Genomic DNA, 19,430 nt, shown 5'->3' on the forward strand with positions numbered 1-19,430 from the left:
ACTTGAAGCGATATTACTTAATACCCCTGCTGGTTTTAAGTTACTTTGTGGCTACTGCTCAACTTTCTCCTGAGTTTATTTTGGAAGAAGGAAAGGCAGTAGCCATTCAGTTTACTTACGCTGGCGACCTAAAAAGGCTTTCAGTTGCTCTCCAGAATAACCCCAGGCCTATTTTTGGACAATTTCTAACTGAAAGAGATAAAACTATTTTCAGAGCGGCTATTCCCTTTACTGAAGGGCAGGAGTATGTGATCCGGGAAGGGGAGAAGGTACTTGCTGAGTTCCGATTTGAAAGGAACGACGAGCGACCACCTATGGTAGTAGCCGTTTATCCAAGCTCAAATACTGTTCCCGCCAATCAGCTAAAGATGTATGTCAAATTTGATCAGCCCATGAGGGCAGACGGCGTCTATGAGCACATTTACGTGGCAGACGAAAATGGACGGAGGTTACCTGGTGCGATATTGCCGTTACAACCAGCCTTGTGGAACGCTGATAATACCATCCTGACTCTTTGGTTTGATCCGGGGAAAATCAAACGGGATTTGCAACCCAATCAAATGCATGGCACTCCACTACAACCCGGCAAGCGATATTCGTTGGTAGTCGAAGGAGTCTTTAGTAGCCAAAAAGGAGATCAGTTAGGTCAGCGATTTAGTCGTCCTTTTTCCACCGGTGATGATGACAGGGAGAAGCCCGACCTTGAGACATGGAAGCTGGTGGTCCCATCTGCTGGCAGCAACGATGCACTTACTGTTCAATTCGGCGAGCCGATGGACTTTGGCTCATTGGATGGGAAATTTAGTGTGAAGACGGAAAGTGCCAACGGGCAAATAATTGACGGCGTTTTTGAAATCATAGCTGGAGAAGCCGGACTGACTTTTAGGCCAGCTAAGCCCTGGTTGGCAGGTTCCTACCTGCTGGTCGTTGACCCAACCATAGAGGACCTTGCCGGCAACAACCTCCAACGCCTTTTTGATGAAGATACAACCGTTAAGAACCCGGATCTGGCGAAGCAGGATTGGCAACTAAGATTTACCACAAGGTAAAAGCTCCTTTTCCAACCAGATCAATCAAAATTCCATAAATTGGCGTTTCAATTAAATCTGTCTTACTATGCGCAAGAAAATACTAATTGGTGTCGGTGTGGTTGTGGTGCTGCTTGCGGCTGCCATGTTTTATATGAATAACCGTAACAGGACGCTAAGCCCTGCTGGCAGTGCCGAACTAACTAATGCCGGAGTAAAAGTTTCTTTGACTTACAGCCGCCCCTCTGTTCGTGATCGGGTAATTTTTGGAACGGAGGAGGAGGGAGCGCTGCAACCTTATGGTGTTTATTGGAGGCTGGGAGCCAACGAGTCGACTGAGGTGACTGTTGATAGCGACGTGAGTATTAATGGAAAGCCTCTTAAAAAGGGGACGTATAAGGTTTATGCAGTTCCTGGGCCGGAGAGTTTTGAGGTAATTTTTAACACTGAATTGGGAAACTGGGGCTATTCAGAGGCTGACCATGAGCTAGATGTTCTTTCTACGACCGTACCAGTAGTGACAGACGGAAGTGTTACTGAACAACACACAATTACATTATCTCCGGCAGACGGTGGGGTAGATGTCAATGTGGCTTTTGAAAAAGTAAAGTTCACCGTTCCCATAAAGTCTAACTAATAGCATCATGACCGCCTACATTTTATTGAAGTACCTGCACTACCTGGGTATTCTGGCTGTATTCAGCAGCTTGGTTGGGGAGCATTTGCTCCTTGAGGACAAGCTTTCCCGCAAGGCCATCCAGAGGCTCTCTATTGTCGATGCCGTGTATGGAATTGGGGCCCTGCTGGTAATGGGCGCTGGCTTTACCTTGTGGTTTGGGGTGGGCAAGCCTGCCGACTTCTACAGCAACGGATGGATTATTTATGCCAAGCTCATTCTTTTTGGTATCGTAGGCGCTATTTCTCTTATTCCCACTTTTTACTTTTTGAAAGAAAGGAAGGGCGATCCAGAAGAAGTGATTGATATTCCAAAAAAGATGAAAATGATTCTGCGCATCGAGCTGACTCTTGTATTGATCATTCCGTTGCTCGGGGCTATGATGGCGATGGGAGTGGGGGTAAATTGATTTTTTCTTTTTTATAGACTCATATTAATGGGTTACCAAGTATTGAATTACGCTATTAACCATATATTTGACTTTTTTGGGTGTTTTTTCTTGAATTTGTGTTTTTGAAGGACTGATTTATTTTTTATTTCACATGTCTTTGTCAAAAAATGAAAAGGATTTCACTTTCTGCGCTGCTTGTTTTTTTGCTTTACGGCGCTTCCGCCCAAACGCTCCCATTTAAAGATTTTTATTTTGCATCCCCGATGTTGATCAATCCGGCGATGGCGGGTGGCCGGATCGATCCGACCTTCACATTGATTTTAAATATTCCAACCAGTGGTATTGATGGGGCGCCGTCAAGTGTCACATTTTCATACGACCAGGCTATTGAAAAGATTAACAGTGGATTTGGAGCAATGTTCAATAGGGAAGCCATAGGTGTACATACTGAATTGAAGCAAGCTTTGATGTACAATTATCGATGGAAAATGAAAAACGGGAACGAACTGGCTTTGGGAGGTTCGTTGTTCTACAAATCATGGAAGAGTGACTGGGATAAGTTGTATTCTTCAGGTGGTAGTCTGTTGACCGGTATTTCAAAGACGGAATCGTTAGGTTATGACCTTGGGCTGAGCTATTCTTTTGTCAAAGGGACGAAGGTGGGGTTAAGTGTTATCAACGATCCGATTACATATTACAGAATAGACGATTCAAACAGTTTGTCTGTTATAGAGGGCAGAACAAAAGTAGTTGCGTTTTTGCAGCAGAATTTCACACTAAATAAATGGTTAAAGTTGACGCCATCGGCACTTTATGCCCTTCCGGGTGAACTACCGGCAGTATTGAATTTGAATGCAACGGCCTACATTGGCAAATGGGCGTTTGTTGGAGCGCAGTATTCAAACAATAATAGTCATAGTAACACATCAAATGTTTTTGCAGGCGTCTGCTACGGCGACGTCATACAGATTGGTGTGAAGGTATTCAAAAAGCAAACTCAAATGCTTGCATATGGATACCGCTCGGCTGCGTTCATGCTGCAGGTAAGTCCGAAAAGGAAGCGCACGACAATGTAACGCTGATTGCGCAATAATTGATGGCTTGATTGAGGGGGCGTTTAGAATGGTGCTTTCAAACCGACCGGATGCCGTTGAAGATTAATGTATCTATAGGCAGATGGATGACAGCAACGGAATAGTGCCGAACATAGTACCCTACTCAGTATTCCTTAACCCAGGCAGCTACCTGGCCAACAGTGATGGAGCCCATTCGCCAAACATGGGCTCCATCATTATTGTTAGTACAAAACCCTGAACCTGATTGTCCCCTCAATAGCCTTCAGGTCAGTCAGTACTTCTTCCTGAGTTTGACACGCTGAAATTGAAAAAGTGCCATTGCGCTGTGTATGGGCACTTTTTAGACTACTTTTCAGAAATTTGTATATCGAAAACTCGCTTGATTTTCTTTCAGATAGTGGCTTGATTTGCCTCAAACAGATTTTGAGTGCCTAGTATCATTATCGACAAGAAGCCATCAGGTGATTATATCCGCATCGTTGAGTCTTATCGTGACCAGGATGGCAAGCCACGCACCAAAACGCTTTACAGCCTGGGGCGGGTAGACAGTTTTTCGCCCGAGTCTCTGAAACGAATGGGCCAGCGGCTCTATGAATTAGGTGGTGGAAATCTGAAGGATTTACTCGGTGAGCAAGTCAGCGAAGAAGGTAGATATAACTACGGCTTTCTGTTGGTTTACCGTAAAATACTCCACTATTACGGCCTTGATCGCATATTTCAGCGGATCACCAAAAAGAAAAAGCTGACCTTCTCTCTTACTGAAGTGGTTTTACTACTGCTCATTGAGCGCCTCAATGATCCTTGTAGCAAGCTGGGTAGCTTTTTCCACCAGGAAGAATACCTGGGACTGGCTCAGGTGTCCTTGCAACACCTCTACAGGAGTCTGGACTACCTGGCTGACCATAGCCAACTGATCCAGCAAACCATTTTCCAAACTGGTAGAGACCTGTTCAACCAGAAATTAGATGTGGTGTTCTATGACGTGACCACCTTCTATTTTGAATCAGAAATAGAACAGGAAGGAGCATTGCGTCAGAAAGGCTTTAGCAAAGATGGCAAAATAGGAAGCACACAAGTGGTTTTTGCCATGCTCATTGACAGATACAAGCAACCCATCGGTTACAAACTCTATAGCGGAGACCTGTGGGAAGGATACACCTACACAGAAATGGTGGAAAGCCTCAAGAAAGAATACCAGATCGAAAACATCGTCTTGGTAGCCGACCGAGGCATGCTCAATACTGACAACCTGCAAGTCACTGTTGACAAAGGCTATGAGTTCATCATGGGAGAGCGGCTCAAGGTACTCCCCAAACCCATCCAGGCCCGGTTGATCGATCTGGATAACTATCACCATCAATGGATGAGTTCTTCAGTAGGTTCGGAGCGTGAGCCGGTCAAAGTGCGCTACACTGTCCTGGAATACAATGAGCGAAAGATCATAGCTACCTACAGCGAAAAGCGAGCTGAAAAAGATCGACAAGAAAGAGAAGAAAAGCTTCGTAAGGCTGAATTGTTGCTCAAAAACCCAACGCAACTCAAAAAGAAGGCCCATCACTACTACCTCAAAAATACCGAAGGGGAAAAGTATGTGGTTGATACTGAAAAAATCAAACGAAGCGAAAAGTATGACGGCTTCCTTGCCATCGCCTACCACGCCAAAGGACTCTCCCATGAACAGGTGCTGGATCACTACCACCATCTATACCAGATAGAGCATAGCTTCCGTACCTTCAAAGGCTATCTGGAAACCCGCCCGATGTTCCACTGGACCAATAAGCGTATCCAGGGTCACATTTGTCTGTGCTATATCGCCTATAGCATGCTAAACCATTTACAACTTCGGCTAACCAAACAAGGCACCCCACTTACAGAGCAAACCATCCGAACCCACTTGTCCAAAATGCAAGTCAGCCTTGTCAAACAAGCCGATCAATACTTCTACCTGCGCTCCAAGACCTCTGAAATCTCACAGCAATTACTACAAGCAGTGGCTGAAAAGAACCTCCCAGACCTTTTTCATAAGGATCAGATAATCAAATACTTATAAAATCTTGTATATCGAAAGCAATTTTTTAATTACTTATATATCAGTTACTTAACTCAAAATCGTGTCAAACTCAGGATAGTACCCTACTCAGTATTCCTTAACCCAGGCAGCTACCTGGCCAACAGTGATGGAGCCCATTCGCCAAACATGGGCTCCATCATTATTGTTAGTACAAAACCCTGAACCTGATTGTCCCCTCAATAGCCTTCAGGTCAGTCAGTACTTCTTTATCGTATTTCTTGTTGATGTCGGCGATGACATAGCCTGTCAATTCGTTGGTTTTCAGGTACTGCCCAACCACGTTGATTTCATGCTTGGCAAACACCTGGTTGATTTTGGCCATAATGCCAGGTATGTTCTCATGAATATGCAACAGCCTGTGCGCTTCTTTGAGCAGTGGCAATGTCACATTAGGGAAGTTGACGCTGCCGCTGGTAGAGCCTGTGTTCACATACTCAATCATTTTGTTGGGTACGTAGGTAGCAATGTTTTCCTGTGCCTCCAGCGTGCTACCACCAATGTGAGGAGTGAGGATGGTGTTGGGCAGCCCTCTCAACTCACTCATAAACTCTTCGTTGTTGCTGATAGGCTCGTGGGGAAACACGTCCACTGAGCAACCACTGACTTTTTTAGACACAATGGCATCTTTCAGCGCTTTGATATCGACGATATGGCCACGGCTCAGGTTCATGAAGATCACGCCATCTTTCATTTTCTTGAACTCGGCGGCACCGATAATGTTCTTGTTACTTTTCCTGCCGTCCACATGAAGGCTGAGAATGTCCGATACAGCCAGCAGTTCGTCCAAAGAATTGCATTTGGTAGCGTTACCCAGGGCCAGCTTTTCTTCCACATCAAAGAAATGCACCTTCATGCCCATCGATTCAGCCAAAACAGAAAGCTGAGAGCCTATATTGCCGTAGCCGATAATGCCCAGGTTTTTGCCCCGGATTTCGAAGCTGTTGTTGGCCGACTTGTTCCATACGCCGTCATGCATTTTTGCAATTTTGTCGGGCAGGTTGCGGATCAAAAGAATCATTTCGCCAATGGCGAGTTCTACCACAGAACGTGTATTACTAAATGGTGCATTGAATACTGCTACGCCTTTCTTTTCTGCTGTTTCCAGGTCGATCTGGTTGGTGCCAATGCAAAAGGCGCCAATGGAAATAAGCCTTTGAGCACTTTCAAGTACCTTTTTGGTTACCTGGGTTTTAGACCTGATACCAAGAATAGAAACATCTTTGATGCGCTCGATGAGCTCATCTTCATCGAGGCCGGCTGCGTGAACCTCTACCTGATAGCCTTCTTCTTTGAGTATTTCTATGGCTCTCGGATGGATGTTCTCCAGCAAAAGCACTTTGATTCGATTCTTAGGGTAAGAAAGGGTGGTGTTCATCTTGTTCATGTACAAAAATTCGTCGAAGGATGGTGTTATATGGTCTGCTTTATCAGTTACTTTTTTCCTGGATACATTTTCGGTAAAGGCATAGAATTTCTTGGCGAAGCCTGCAGCCTTTATTTCATAGTCGGTATATCCATCGCCGATAACATATACCTCGCCATCAAGGTTTAGAGATTTAATCAAGGCTGGCTTACCGTTACTTTTCGATAAGATATTGTTCTCGTCGAAGCCGATGATGTTTCCTTTATCGTCAAAACGGAACTCATTGGCAAATACATTTTCAGCCTTTACTCCATGGGGAGTCACAATAGGGACGATGAACTCTTTGAAGCCATTGCTGATGATGAAAATATTGTCGCTATAGGTCTCAAAAAAGTCTTTGTTACGCTTTACCGACTTAGTGATGAGTTTGTTCAGCCTTTCGATAAGTGGCGGCAAGTGGTTTTTATGTGCTTGCAGAAGATCGAGCCTGCGTTTCAGTGATTCTCTGAAATCGATGCTGCCTTCCATCCCTAAATCCGTGATGTCCTTTATTTTCTGAAGTACTTCTTCTTTTTCGGGTCGGCCTTCCAAAGATACCTCACATAACACGTCCAGGGCTTCAACTTTTGTAAAGGTGCTGTCAAAGTCAATGACGAAGAATTTCCTTTCTTCCATTTATGGCTTGTTTTAAGCGCACTAAGTTAAGTATATTCTCGACTGAAGAATGAACACAGTTCAATAAAAAGCACAGTAAACGCACCCATCCTTTTAAATAAATGACTTCATATTTAACTGCATACGTTTGAAATCAAAACAACCTAAGGTTTGGGGGTTTTTGAACCCATGGAAAAAAATCTTAACAAGTAAGAAGCGAAAAGACCGTTTAAAGAAATCAGTGCTGTTTGGTTTGGCGATTTCGAATGTTGCCTTTGCTGCAACTGCGGCTTACTACTTCCGAAACTATGACCCCCGGGAGGTGAATCTGGTGCTCGGAATTATCTATGGGATAGGTGCCCAATATGGTCTCGGGCTTGTATATTTTTACCTGGATCGTTGGGTCAACAAGCGGCAGGCACCAGTGGGTGCATTGGTTGTATCTTCGATAACGGTTTGTTGGCTCATCGGGAGTAACTTTCTTCGTTTCCCGTCTCAATATTATTGGTTAGGGGCGATGGGCGTATGGTTAACGGCATTGCCTTTGTCAGCCTTTTTGCTTGGCACTTTTTCTAAAAAGAAATCATCGAAGACCTTTCTCAATCTGGCGTTTATGCTGGGCTCGGTTGGTTCACTTACTCTCGTCGTCGGGTTCTATTGGCTTACTTACGTTGGGAGTCCAGAGGAGGCAACTTTGCCTCCTGCTCCACCGAAGAGGGGTACCCAGTTGAGCCTGACCGACCCCACCTCGAATGGCACTTTTGGAGTTAAGACTTTTAGTTATGGGTCGGGAGAAAGTAAGAGAAGGAAAGAGTTTGCCAAGGAAGTGAAGTTTGTCACCCCTACGGTTGATGGCTCCCGGATCATTCCAGCCTGGAAAGGCGACAAGCATAAGGGTAGAGAAAAATACTGGGGTTTTGGGCCAAAAAAGCTTCCGGTAAACGGACTGGTTTGGATGCCGGAGGGGGCAGGGCCGTTCCCTATTGTGCTCACCGTGCATGGGAATCACTCCATGCTGGAATATTCCGACCCTGGCTATGCCTACCTGGGCGAGTGGATGGCCTCCAACGGCATCATTATGGTGTCGGCGGACGAAAACTTTCTAAATGGCTCACCTGATGGAGACTTCGGCGGCAAGGAAATGCCCGCCAGGGGATGGTTGCTGCTGAAGCATTTGCAGCAGTGGAAACAATGGAATGAGAACAAAACTCATGAGTTGTTTGGAAAAGTTGACCTGGACAGAGTGGCTCTGATTGGTCACAGCAGGGGGGGAGAGGCAGTAAGTATTGCAGCGGCCTTCAATGAGCTTCCCGCCTTTCCCGATAACGCACTGGAAGCTTTTGACTTTCATTTCGGCATTAAGGGGGTGATTGCCCTGGCCCAAACCGACTACCGCTACGAGAGACGCATGGAGTTGAAAGGCGTGAATTTCCTGGCGCTTCAGGGCTCGCTGGATAGCGATGAAGATAGCTTTTACGGACTTCGCCAATACAGGAGAACGGAATTGACAGACAGCACCTTTAAAACAGGTGTTCTCATTCAAGGGGCCAACCACGGGCAATTCAATACCATTTGGGGAGCCAACGATGCCGGGCCTCCCTATAGCTATCTGCTCAACAAAACTCCGCTGGTGGATGGGGAAATACAGCGGAAAACCGCAAAAGTGATGATCGGTGCGTTTCTCAAGACAGCGCTTTTTGATCAGGCCGATTACAGAGCTGTGTTCAGAAACAGATGGTTCGCCGACAATTGGTTACCCAAAAACAATATCAGTGTTGTATATCAGGACAATCAGATAGCCATGCTGGAAGACTTCGAATCTGATATTGACATTGAAAGTTTTGGTAATGGAAAATCCGAAGCCGACAGCTTCAAAGTGTTCAGAGAAGAGCTGATGCAATATAAGGGCAAGCTATTTCAGGAAAACAATGCACTTCTGCTTGGCTGGCAGCTTGACTCAGCGTCAGGGAGTACAGCGACCTATAAAGTAAGCTTCCCGAACGGCTTAGGAGAGGCGTTCAACCCCAGCCGGTTTGTGTTCGACTTGTCGCATGGAGACAAAGACTTGCTGGATTCGATCAAGGGGGAGCTGACTCCTGATTTCAGGATTGTTTTCAAAGACAGTGTGGGCAACATATTTGAAAGGCAGCTTGCGGACTACCATGTTTTGGCACCCAGGGCAGCATCTCACTATTTCAAATCGGATAAGATGACTAAAGATCGCTTCAACGTCTTTTGGGAACCGCAGTTTGAATATGTGGAAATAGACGTGAGTGACGCTGAACTGAATTGGTCTGGATTGATTGAGATAAGCTTTGAGTTTGGAAAGCCGTCGAAGGGGATTGTTTACCTTGACAATATTGGGTTCCGGCACTGATGGTTTTTATGAAAAACAGTTAGATGTGAACGGAGAGTTTGTCAATGTAAACATTGATAAACTCCTCCAGCCGCTTCAACCTGTATTGCATCACCCATCTTGGATGTGGCAGCACTTCCAGTTTTTCAAAGAAGCCGTTTTCATCATTCAACTTTGAGAGAAACTTGAGATTTTGTCCCTGCCCAAGCACGTAGGCCACCTCACGGTTGACGCCCATTTGTAGCTGGCTTTCGAAACAACTGGTCATAAAGCTCACCCATTGTTTGGTTTGCAGCTCCTTGTGGTCGTAGTAGTTGAGGTTTTTGCCATGCATGGTAAAGCCCACTGGCGACACAGCCGAAAAACAGAAGTATTTGTAGAAGGCTTCCGGGCCACCAAAAGCAGCAATCATGTGATAGATAAAGGTGGACGAAAGCTCCTGCTTTCTGGCGAGGTTGTTTTCAATGCCGCAGACGTCCTGTAGTTTAAAGGGGTCGGTGAACGGAATGCCCGTTACCCCACCGCCAAAACGACCCGGGTTAATGCCAATGATGAGCGTTCTGGCCTGATTGTCCGAATAGTACTTTCTATAAAAAGTCTGCGTAAGTGCCCAGGCGGTTGCGTCTGCATAAGGATTCATCACTTCCACGTCCTCTGGCACCTCAGGCCACTCAAGGTTTGACAAAAAATGGAGGAGCTGTTCTGCAAATGTGACTTCCTTTTCTCCCGGTGATTGTTCCATGCCATGAATATGATAAATGGAGCCCTTTTATCCAGAACAAATTTTATTATTGATGTAAAAACCAACCCTGCTCGATCATGATTGAAGGCCCGCTGCTGCTCGTTGTCATCCTTTTGGCTGTTGTGCTGATTGTAGTCGGGGCCTCGGTGTTCAAAGTGCACCCTTTCATCATGTTGCTTATTGCGTCGTTATTAGTAGGCATTGTGGTGGGTATTCCGGCCATCAAAGTAGTAGGTTTTATAAATGACGGCTTCGGGAGTATCATTGGTGGTATTGGGATAGTGATCATATTGGGGAGTATTCTGGGGGTAATCCTGGAGAAATCTGGTGCTGCTGTAAAAATTGCAGAGTTTATTCTGCAAACAATCGGACGAAAGAGCCCGGAGCTGGGGATTGGGTTTTTGGGAGCCCTGGTGAGTATTCCTGTTTTTTGCGATTCAGGCTTTATTATACTCTCAAGGCTTTGTCATGTGATGGCTCAAAAAAGAAATATCGCTGCCGGCTCTTTGTTCCTGTCATTGGCTGGCGGCATGTATACGACCCACACACTAGTGCCGCCCACGCCAGGGCCTATTGCAGCGGCTGGTAACCTCGGCGGAGAAAGCTACTTAGGTTTAGTGATTATTTCAGGGCTGCTTATTTCCATTCCAGTGGTTCTAATTGCTGTTGGCTATTCAAAGTATATTTTCAAAAAATATCCCTACGAGTCAGAGCTGAATGACACCCCGATTCTTTCTGATCAGTCTTTGCCTTCCCTGGGCCTTTCCATGAGCCCTATTTTCATCCCATTGATACTCATTGGTCTTGGCTCGGTTGCGCAGTTTGTTGGTTTCCGCAATGGGCTGATAGATGCCCTGGTCTTTTTTGGAAACCCTGTCATCGCCTTGCTGGCAGGCTTGCTTATAGCGGTTCCGTTGTTAAAGTATATAGGAAAGGTCGAACGCTCGTCTTCTTTTCAGGAGGGCCTTGTTCAAGCCGGCCCTGTACTCATCCTTACGGGTGCTGGCGCTGCGTTTGGTGCCGTACTAAAGGCCACACCAATGGCCCAAATGGTGGAAGGCTGGCTGAGCGGCGGAGATGCCGATGGTATCTACTTTATTCTGGCGGGCTTTGTTTTCACAGCCATTCTTAAGACCTCCCAGGGGTCTACCACCTCGGCCATGGTGATTACCTCTTCCATACTTGGCCCTTTGTTGCCGCTTGGCGGACTTGATAACCCAACGGGCATCGTGCTCATGGTGGCAGCCATTGGTGGGGGAGGAATGACGGTGTCTCATGCCAACGACTCTTTCTTTTGGGTGGTGGCCCAGTTCTCAGGCATCAAAGACATCAAAGTCGCTTACCGCACCATCACCCTTATGTCGTTGCTTCAGGGGTGTACGATCTTATTTATTTCAATTTTGGCATTTTTAGTACTTCTGTAAAAGCCACCTCCCTGACTAAAAAACTTCACTTTTCCCAGTTTGCTGCGAAATCTCAAAACTAGCCCATAGGCAGTTTAACGGCTCATGTCGAATCATAATCTTCATTCGTCGAATGCTGTCCTCCGGCATTAATTGCGCTGCGTATTCAATAATAGATTTGAAGTAATAATTGAAACGATCAGCGCAATGAAATCAGGATTCTCAACCATTTTAGTACTAGTTTTTTTCGCCTTACAGGTAGCCAATGCACAAACGACTTACACGTCGAAGGCGAATGGAAACTGGCACACAGGAACTACATGGAACGGCAACGCCGTACCAACTGAATGGGCCGGTCCTAAGAACAACGTCACGATCAATCACAACATCACAGGGACTACCAGTGGATCTATCAATGGCTTGGGTAACGTTACTCTTGCAACTGGAAAAACTTTCACTTCTACAGGAAACCTTACATTGTCCAATATCACCAATTTCGTTTCAAACGGGACAATTACAATAAATGGTGACTTGACAATTCCTGCCACTTCCCTCACTATCAACTCGGGTACACTCGTGGTTACTGGCAAACTGACTGTCACTTACGGAAGTACCTTGACGATTAAATCGGGTGCGTCTTTCACCGCAGCCAGTATGGAAGTAACAAGCAATAGCGATGCAGTGGTGAACCTTTATGGTAATGGCCGTGTCACAACCGACATGAAAATGAATGGTGTGTTCAATGTCTACCAGGGCGGTTACCTCGACGTGGACAGAGACGTTACTTCTTCTGGTGGAGCCGGGAGGTTCAACATAAGCGGTGACGTAAACATTGATAGGGATTTGACTTTATCATCAGGCCCAGGTACAGGCACGCCTATGATGACCATAACACCTACAGGAACGCTTACAGTAGGCAGAGACTTTGCCGTAAGCGGTGGTACTTCTGCCATGATAGATGGATCGATAGCGGTATCGAGGGATATCAAACTTGGCAACCCTTCAGGCGGGTCGCAGATTAATGGGGTAGGTACAGCTAGCTGGGGTCGTAATTTCCAAATGTCAAACAATGGATCGACAGTGAACGGCCACGATTACACGGATCCTCCATCAAGCAGCCCCTTTGACCTTGGAAGCTATTCAGCAGTAGTTCTCCCTATCAAACTGGCAGCTTTTACCGTGGCAAAATCAGGTCAGGATATCCTTGTAAAATGGACAACTTCCATGGAAGAGAACTTCGAGTACTTTTCCGTGCAGCGCTCAACGAACGGCGTTGACTTCGAAGAAATTTCTCAAATCAATGGCAAGGGGTGGTCAGAAGTATTGAACGATTATTCTTATACGGACACTTCAGCCCCCGCAGGTCGTTTGTACTACAGACTTCAGTCTTTCGACTTCGACGGCTACACTGAGATATTTAAAGTATTGAGCATTGAAAAAAGCAGATTTGCTACTTCGTCTTTCAGTGCCTATCCTAATCCATTGTCAGGCACCGAGCTGACCTTGTCTGAAAGTAGCGTGTCAACAGAAGCCGTTGCAATCAACATCTTCGATCAGTCTGGTGTGTTGGTGAAAACAGTTGAGCTTGCGCCTTTCCAAAACACAATTGACCTGTACGGTCTTCATGCGGGTGTCTATATCTTGAAAAGCAGCACAAGTGGTGAAGTGTTCAGGTTGATCAAGAAGTAATAAAAAAAGCTATCTGACATAGCCTGCTTGCTTTAGATCTTCAATTCCCTGAATAGGATGAATGGAACCATTTTTCAGAAGAAGCACTGTGTCGCTGCTGTCGATGACCTGCTGGTAACGATGGTCAGTTAGCAAAATACCCTTCAATAGGGCCTGAGATTGGATGACAGGCAACAACTGCTCGACCTGCAAAGGTGATAGAAAGGAGAAGGGCTCATCCAGCAGAACGAAATGATTTCTGGAATGGAGGAAGAGCAATGCTTCCAGCAATTTTCTTTCACCTGTAGAAAGGTTAGAAAACCGGGTATTGAAATGTTTTTTGACCAGTTCGTTGCATAAAACCCTCTCAACCTGATCACCTTCACAATCGAATAGCGTCAATAGTTTCTTAAATGTGAGGTGAGTCGGAATACTGGGAAACTGCGGCATATAGCTGACCAGCCCTCGTTTTTGAAAAGCGCTCCTCACATATTTCGAATTCCATCTTACCGAACCGCCTCCCGGGTTGGCAGTACCAAACAGGATATTGAATAGCGTTGACTTTCCTGCACCATTCCTACCCAGCAAGCCCGTTACCTTACCAGTTTCACATTTTATGTAAACACCAGCCAACACGCTGTGGCTTCCATAATGGAAGTCTATCGAATCACCCTCCAATACATGGTGTGGCATCATGTGATCGAATTGGTAATTGCTACAGCGCTTAAGAATAGAATAATATCGGAGAGACCAGCTATTGCCAAAAGTGCAGGCACCGACAAACCAAGATTGTGAAAAAACGTAAGCTGGTTGTTTTTGGAGAAGTAATAAAGAGCGCAAATGGAGAGGAAACCGACAACCTTGATCCAGAAAATGTAGACAAGCCCCAACCAGCCTATATTGAGATAGATGACCAGCGCCAGGCCACTAAATATCAGCGTATACACTACGAACGCTTTGAAAATCAATAGGTAAATCTGCCAGTACCGATTCAACTTAGTATTAGTTGGTAAAAGGAGGCCATTCCGACCACCTGACTTAAAATACGACTGACCAAACGAAATATTTTACCAGCTCCTATTATTTATGCTATCTTGAAGCCTTCATTTTAAAAAACGACAACACTGCTTGTAAGTATGCGGCCTTTTCTGGATCACAATTTCCTGCTTTCTAATAACACTGCGGAACACCTCTATTTTGAACATGCCAGGGATCAACCAATCATAGATTACCATTGCCATCTGTCGCCGAAGGACATCGCTGATGACAGGCGTTTTAAAACATTGACTGAGATTTGGTTGGAGGGAGATCACTACAAATGGCGAGCCATGCGGGCCAACGGGGTCAATGAAAAGTATTGCACTGGCGATGCCTCTGACTACGAGAAGTTTGAGAAATGGGCCGAAACGGTTCCCTACACCATGCGCAACCCGCTCTACCACTGGACGCACATGGAACTACAAAGACCATTTGGTATTCACACGATTCTTAACCCTTCCACTGCGAGGGGAATATATGATGAGGCCAACGAACAGTTAGGTGCTAAGTGGACGGTAAGAAGCATTTTGGAGGACATGAAAGTGGAGACCATTTGCACCACCGATGACCCTGCGGACGATCTCACTTACCATAAAGCGCTTCAAAAGGAGGGCTATAAAATAAAGGTGTTTCCTGCTTTTAGGGCAGACAAAGTGGTCGTTACCAGCGACGCCGCCAGCTTCAATGCCTATTTGGACAAGCTTGAAAAGGCTGCCTCACAAAGCATTTCAACGCTTACTGATCTTCTGTCGGCCTTGAGAAATCGTCACGACTTCTTTGCTTCACTTGGCTGCAAACTGAGCGACCATGGGCTGGAGACCTTCTACGCCGCCGACTTTACTGAGGCCGAAGCTGCAAAAGTGTTTGCGGAGCTACGATCCGGAAAAATACCTGCAAAAGCTGATATGTTGCTTTACCAGTCGTTCATGTTGCACCAGCTGGCGCTCATGGACCATGAAAAAGGCTGGACGCAGCAGTTTCACATCGGCGCCCTTCGCAATAATAGCAAGCGCATGCTTGATACACTGGGGCCTGACACAGGCTTTGATAGCATGGGTGACTTTGAGCACGGCAGAGCCATGAGCCGCTTCTTTGACAGACTTGACTCAACAGACCAACTGGCCAAGACCATTCTTTATAACCTCAACTCAAGGGATAATGAGCTTTTCGCCACTATGGCGGGCAACTTCAACGATGGTTCCACAGCAGGCAAGATGCAATACGGTTCGGCTTGGTGGTTTCTCGACCAGAAAGACGGGATGGAAAAGCAAATCAACGCCCTGTCAAACATGGGGCTACTCAGCCGCTTTGTTGGCATGCTTACCGACAGCCGAAGTTTTCTTTCTTATCCCCGGCATGATTATTTTCGAAGGATTCTGTGTAATTTGATCGGAACTGACGTTCACAACGGTGAATTACCGAATGACCGGGAGTGGCTGGGCAAAATGGTGGAGGATATCTGCTATTTCAATGCAAAATCATATTTTGGATTTAATAAGTAAATAAGGTGACGACAACTACCCTAAGGTACCTGCTCTGTTTTTTTTTAATGCTAACGATTGCGGGCTGTGCTGTGAAAAGCGATGTGAAGGTGATTAAGCTTGGCCATGCTCTAGACGTAAACCACTCAGTGCACAAGGCGATGGTTTTTTTGGCGGAGAAAGTAGATGAGAAATCAAACGGCAAAATGCGAATTGATGTCTACCCCAATGGACAGCTGGGATCTGAAAGAGAGCTGCTTGAATTGTTGCAGATAGGCTCCATTGGAATGACCAAAGCCTCTGCGGCAGTGCTGGAAAGCTTCATGCCGTCGATGGCAGTGGTGAATTTACCCTATGTTTTTCATAGTAAGGACCATTACAGAAAAGTGTTGGGTGGCGAAATTGGGCAGGAGCTCTTGACGAGTGGCGAGGAGTTCTGGATGCGGGGCATGTGCTTTTACGACGCTGGCAGTCGCAGCTTTTATTCCAAAGACAAGCCCATCATGAAGCCGGAAGACCTTCAGGGGCTCAAAGTGAGGGTGCAGTCCAGCGCATCAGCTATTCAAATGGTGAGGTTGCTGGGCGGCTCTGCGACCCCCATACCGTTTGGCGAGCTTTATACAGCACTTCAGCAGGGCGTTGTGGACGCCGCAGAAAACAATCCCCCGAGTCTTTACCTGACAAGGCACTATGAAGTTTGTCGCTATTATAGCCTCAATGAACACACTTTTGTGCCGGATGTGATGCTGGTGAGCACCCATACCTGGGACGACTTGAACGATGAGCAAAAGAAGTGGTTGAGCGAAGCTTCCTATGAGTCGGCTGTGCGCCAGCGCACACTGTGGGAGGAGTCAGAGAACGAAGCGCTGGAAGCCATGATAGCGGATGGGGTACACGTTGAATACCCCGAGAAAGGGCCATTTATTGAAAAAGTCAGGCCGATGCTGGATGCATTTGCCAATACAGAATACCGAAAGAAACTACTTGAAAGAATTGAAGCCGTAGATGAAAGTTCTCAGACAGAAAATTGACAAAATTACCGAAGGTGGGCTTGTTATCCTTATGAGCCTCCTTGTATTGGATGTCCTTTGGCAGGTAGCCTCCCGATATATATTGAGAAGCCCCAGCTCCTTTACCGATGAGCTTGCCAGGTACCTGCTCATTTGGGTAGCACTGATTGGCGCAGCATATGCCACTGGCAAAAATATGCACCTGGCAATTGATATTCTTCCCGGTAAACTGGAAGGAGCTAAAGCTGTTTTACTTCATCGCTTTATCTACCTGCTAATACTGGTATTCGCTCTGCTGGTCATGGTTGTAGGAGGTATTAGGCTTGTGTACATTTCGTTTGCTCTGGGTCAGCTGGCAGCCACACTTCAGGTATCACTTGCTTACGTATACATTTCACTGCCAGTCAGTGGACTTCTAATTTGTTTTTACTGTATTCATGAATTGATCAAAGGGAGGGCCGAAGTATGAACTGGACAGAGATAGCCATTTTAGTATTGACTTTCGTTGTGCTGCTGGGCATTGGTGTGCCCGTAGCTTATAGCATCGGACTTTCTTCCCTTGTCACAATACTGATCACCATGGATCCGGTGATAGCTTTTACCACACTGGCTCAGCGAATGGCCACAGGAATTGATAGTTTCTCGCTGCTCGCCATACCGTTTTTTGTGCTGGCTGGGCAGCTGATGAACAAGGGCGGCATTGCCAGCCGACTGATCGATTTGGCGAGGGCCATGGTGGGGCCACTTCCCGGAGGCCTGGCATTTATTAACATACTGGCATGTATGCTTTTCGGCGCCATTTCGGGTTCTTCTGTCGCTGCTGCTTCGGCAATCGGCGGGTTCATGGTGCCCAGAATGGAAAAAGAGGGGTATGATAAAGCTTTTGGTGCTGCTGTGAACCTCACCTCAGCTTCTACAGGTTTGGTTATTCCGCCTAGCAATATTCTTATCGTATTCAGCCTGGCGAGCGGAGGTGTTTCTATTGCAGCGCTGTTTCTCGCTGGCTATATTCCAGGGTTGCTTATTGGTCTTGCATTGATGATTGTTGCTGGTGTTGTGGCCCTGAAAAAAGGATACAAGTCAAACGAGACGACGGGGGTAAAAATATTCTTCAAAAGCTTTTTCGGCGCATTGCCAAGCCTCTTGCTATTGGTAATTGTCATCGGTGGTATTATCGCTGGGATATTCACCGCCACTGAGGCGTCGGCCATTGCCGTGCTGTACACCCTGATCCTGTCGATGGTTGTTTACAAAGAGGTGAAGTACAAAGACTTGCCTCGCATTCTGCTGGACACTACATTAACTACCACCATCGTGTTGATGCTGGTGGCCACTTCTATGGGTATGTCATGGGTATTGTCCTATGAGAATATCCCTCAGGGGGTCAGCGACTTCCTGCTGAATGTGAGCGACAATCCGGTTGTGATCCTGCTGATTATTAACCTCTTGTTGCTGGCTGTGGGTACCTTCATGGACATGACGCCTGCGGTACTGATTTTCACACCTATATTCCTGCCAGTGGTGGTGCAAATGGGTATGAATCCCATCCATTTCGGTATTGTGATGGTAATGAACCTTTGTATTGGGCTTTGTACTCCGCCAGTAGGCTCTCTGCTATTCGTTGGATGTAGCGTGGCCGGTTTGAGCATTCAAAAAGTGCTCAAACCGTTACTTCCGCTGTTTTTGGCTATGATCGCCGTGTTGCTGCTCGTCACCTATGTGCCGGCGCTAAGTTTGTGGCTGCCGGAGTTGTTTGGGTACTAGTTTCATTACTTTTTGGTACGAAGGGTGATTTCGATAACACCATTTTTTCCTTCGTCGCCATATTTATTGGTAGCTGCGGTACCTTTCAAGACGCTCATTGAGGTAATATTGTTTGGGTCTATGTCTGCCAGCGCTGCCGCCCTCCCGATAACAGGGATTTTATCTTTGCCATTGAAAAACACATACATAGGTAGTTGGTCGTCCGATATGGTAAGTTTATCGGTGTCAGTGATAACTATTTTTGTGCCGTCACCAAACGGCGTAACATTAAGTTCGAAGGCTTTTTTGTAATCAGGGTTTCTTGCTTTGATTTGATCGAGCTTTACTTGTTGCTCAGGTGTAAGTTGATTCTTGATCTCTACCAAAGACTTGAGTTTCAATTTCTTTAAATCACTTTCCATGGCAAGAATTTTGCTAAATTTTTCGTCCAAAGTCTCATAGTTTACATTTGGCTGTGATATTAAGACTTGGAACTCCGTCATCGCTAATGACCAGCCTGATTTCTTTTCATTGAATAATACGCTATTTACTTCGTACAAGGCTTTTATTTGTCCTATTTGATTATCGGCCAGGCCGATATCATTTTTATATCTCATTACGAGATCAGGTTCGTAAAGTGTCGCCGCAAAAGGATCAGAAGTTTGCGCATAGGAGGTTATCGAACCCACCAGAAATAGCACTAAGCAAGTTGTGATTATGTTTCTCATTG

At 46.0% G+C, this 19,430-nt stretch carries 18 protein-coding genes; 14 read left to right on the plus strand and 4 right to left on the minus strand.

Features of this window, described 5'->3' with window-relative positions; translation table 11 throughout:
* Positions 1–2 precede the first annotated feature (2 nt).
* The 6 genes from ACMVP2_RS24470 (at position 3) to ACMVP2_RS24495 (ending at position 5,221) form a co-directional block, all read left to right on the plus strand.
* Positions 3–1,049, plus strand: coding sequence for an Ig-like domain-containing protein (locus tag ACMVP2_RS24470; protein ID WP_416865508.1), 1,047 nt, complete (start codon positions 3–5; stop codon positions 1,047–1,049).
* A gap of 67 nt (positions 1,050–1,116) precedes the next feature.
* Entirely contained in the window at positions 1,117–1,665 is a 549-nt protein-coding gene (locus ACMVP2_RS24475) for a DUF2911 domain-containing protein (protein ID WP_416865509.1), read from the plus strand.
* A 7-nt stretch (positions 1,666–1,672) separates the two neighbouring features.
* Positions 1,673–2,113 (plus strand): DUF2214 family protein, encoded by a 441-nt coding sequence (locus ACMVP2_RS24480; protein ID WP_416865510.1) that lies wholly within the window; start codon positions 1,673–1,675, stop codon positions 2,111–2,113.
* A gap of 149 nt (positions 2,114–2,262) precedes the next feature.
* Complete coding sequence (locus ACMVP2_RS24485) at positions 2,263–3,171, plus strand: PorP/SprF family type IX secretion system membrane protein (RefSeq protein WP_416865511.1); 909 nt, start codon at positions 2,263–2,265, stop codon at positions 3,169–3,171.
* Positions 3,172–3,271: 100 nt separating this feature from the next.
* Positions 3,272–3,409 (plus strand): hypothetical protein, encoded by a 138-nt coding sequence (locus ACMVP2_RS24490; RefSeq protein WP_416865512.1) that lies wholly within the window; start codon positions 3,272–3,274, stop codon positions 3,407–3,409.
* Between the two features lie 189 nt (positions 3,410–3,598).
* Positions 3,599–5,221 (plus strand): IS1634 family transposase, encoded by a 1,623-nt coding sequence (locus tag ACMVP2_RS24495; protein ID WP_416865513.1) that lies wholly within the window; start codon positions 3,599–3,601, stop codon positions 5,219–5,221.
* A gap of 166 nt (positions 5,222–5,387) precedes the next feature.
* Here ACMVP2_RS24495 and serA read toward each other — a convergent pair whose 3' ends face one another.
* Positions 5,388–7,280 carry a phosphoglycerate dehydrogenase gene (serA, locus tag ACMVP2_RS24500; RefSeq protein ID WP_416865514.1) on the minus strand — a complete coding sequence of 631 codons (1,893 nt, stop codon included), beginning with the start codon at positions 7,278–7,280 and terminating at the stop codon, positions 5,388–5,390.
* 127 nt (positions 7,281–7,407) lie between these two features.
* On the opposite strand from serA, the gene ACMVP2_RS24505 reads away from it, so the two are divergent.
* The gene (locus tag ACMVP2_RS24505) at positions 7,408–9,636 is read left to right on the plus strand and encodes a hypothetical protein (protein ID WP_416865515.1); all 2,229 of its coding nucleotides are present in this window, start codon (positions 7,408–7,410) and stop codon (positions 9,634–9,636) included.
* Between the two features lie 19 nt (positions 9,637–9,655).
* Here ACMVP2_RS24505 and ACMVP2_RS24510 read toward each other — a convergent pair whose 3' ends face one another.
* The gene (locus tag ACMVP2_RS24510) at positions 9,656–10,357 is read right to left on the minus strand and encodes a uracil-DNA glycosylase family protein (RefSeq protein ID WP_416865516.1); all 702 of its coding nucleotides are present in this window, start codon (positions 10,355–10,357) and stop codon (positions 9,656–9,658) included.
* A 77-nt stretch (positions 10,358–10,434) separates the two neighbouring features.
* Between ACMVP2_RS24510 and ACMVP2_RS24515 the strand changes: the two genes are divergently transcribed.
* Both ACMVP2_RS24515 and ACMVP2_RS24520 read left to right on the plus strand, forming a co-directional pair.
* Positions 10,435–11,781, plus strand: coding sequence for a GntP family permease (locus ACMVP2_RS24515; RefSeq protein ID WP_416865517.1), 1,347 nt, complete (start codon positions 10,435–10,437; stop codon positions 11,779–11,781).
* Positions 11,782–11,967: 186 nt separating this feature from the next.
* Positions 11,968–13,449 (plus strand): T9SS type A sorting domain-containing protein, encoded by a 1,482-nt coding sequence (locus ACMVP2_RS24520; protein ID WP_416865518.1) that lies wholly within the window; start codon positions 11,968–11,970, stop codon positions 13,447–13,449.
* A gap of 9 nt (positions 13,450–13,458) precedes the next feature.
* Here the strand turns inward: ACMVP2_RS24520 and ACMVP2_RS24525 are convergent, their stop codons facing one another.
* On the minus strand, positions 13,459–14,124 hold the full coding sequence (locus ACMVP2_RS24525; protein ID WP_416865519.1) for an ATP-binding cassette domain-containing protein: 666 nt from the start codon (positions 14,122–14,124) through the stop codon (positions 13,459–13,461).
* A gap of 95 nt (positions 14,125–14,219) precedes the next feature.
* Here ACMVP2_RS24525 and ACMVP2_RS24530 point away from each other — a divergent pair, with 95 nt between their 5' ends.
* The 5 genes from ACMVP2_RS24530 (at position 14,220) to ACMVP2_RS24550 (ending at position 18,721) form a co-directional block, all read left to right on the plus strand.
* Entirely contained in the window at positions 14,220–14,399 is a 180-nt protein-coding gene (locus tag ACMVP2_RS24530; protein ID WP_416865520.1) for a hypothetical protein, read from the plus strand.
* 165 nt (positions 14,400–14,564) lie between these two features.
* Positions 14,565–15,968, plus strand: coding sequence for a glucuronate isomerase (gene uxaC / locus ACMVP2_RS24535; protein ID WP_416865521.1), 1,404 nt, complete (start codon positions 14,565–14,567; stop codon positions 15,966–15,968).
* Between the two features lie 47 nt (positions 15,969–16,015).
* The gene (locus ACMVP2_RS24540) at positions 16,016–16,978 is read left to right on the plus strand and encodes a TRAP transporter substrate-binding protein (protein WP_416865522.1); all 963 of its coding nucleotides are present in this window, start codon (positions 16,016–16,018) and stop codon (positions 16,976–16,978) included.
* Positions 16,953–17,426, plus strand: a complete 474-nt coding sequence (locus ACMVP2_RS24545; protein ID WP_317491523.1) for a TRAP transporter small permease — start codon at positions 16,953–16,955, stop codon at positions 17,424–17,426. The genes ACMVP2_RS24540 and ACMVP2_RS24545 overlap by 26 nt, the downstream gene beginning before the upstream one ends.
* A complete protein-coding gene (locus tag ACMVP2_RS24550; RefSeq protein WP_317491524.1) occupies positions 17,423–18,721 on the plus strand; it encodes a TRAP transporter large permease subunit in 1,299 nt (432 codons plus the stop codon). Before ACMVP2_RS24545 ends, ACMVP2_RS24550 begins: the two co-directional genes overlap by 4 nt.
* A gap of 5 nt (positions 18,722–18,726) precedes the next feature.
* Here ACMVP2_RS24550 and ACMVP2_RS24555 read toward each other — a convergent pair whose 3' ends face one another.
* Positions 18,727–19,428 carry a hypothetical protein gene (locus ACMVP2_RS24555; RefSeq protein ID WP_416865523.1) on the minus strand — a complete coding sequence of 234 codons (702 nt, stop codon included), beginning with the start codon at positions 19,426–19,428 and terminating at the stop codon, positions 18,727–18,729.
* Between the last annotated feature and the right edge of the window lie 2 nt (positions 19,429–19,430).

The sequence above is a fragment of the Imperialibacter sp. genome, from assembly GCF_048007035.1.
Classification (GTDB): domain Bacteria; phylum Bacteroidota; class Bacteroidia; order Cytophagales; family Cyclobacteriaceae; genus Imperialibacter.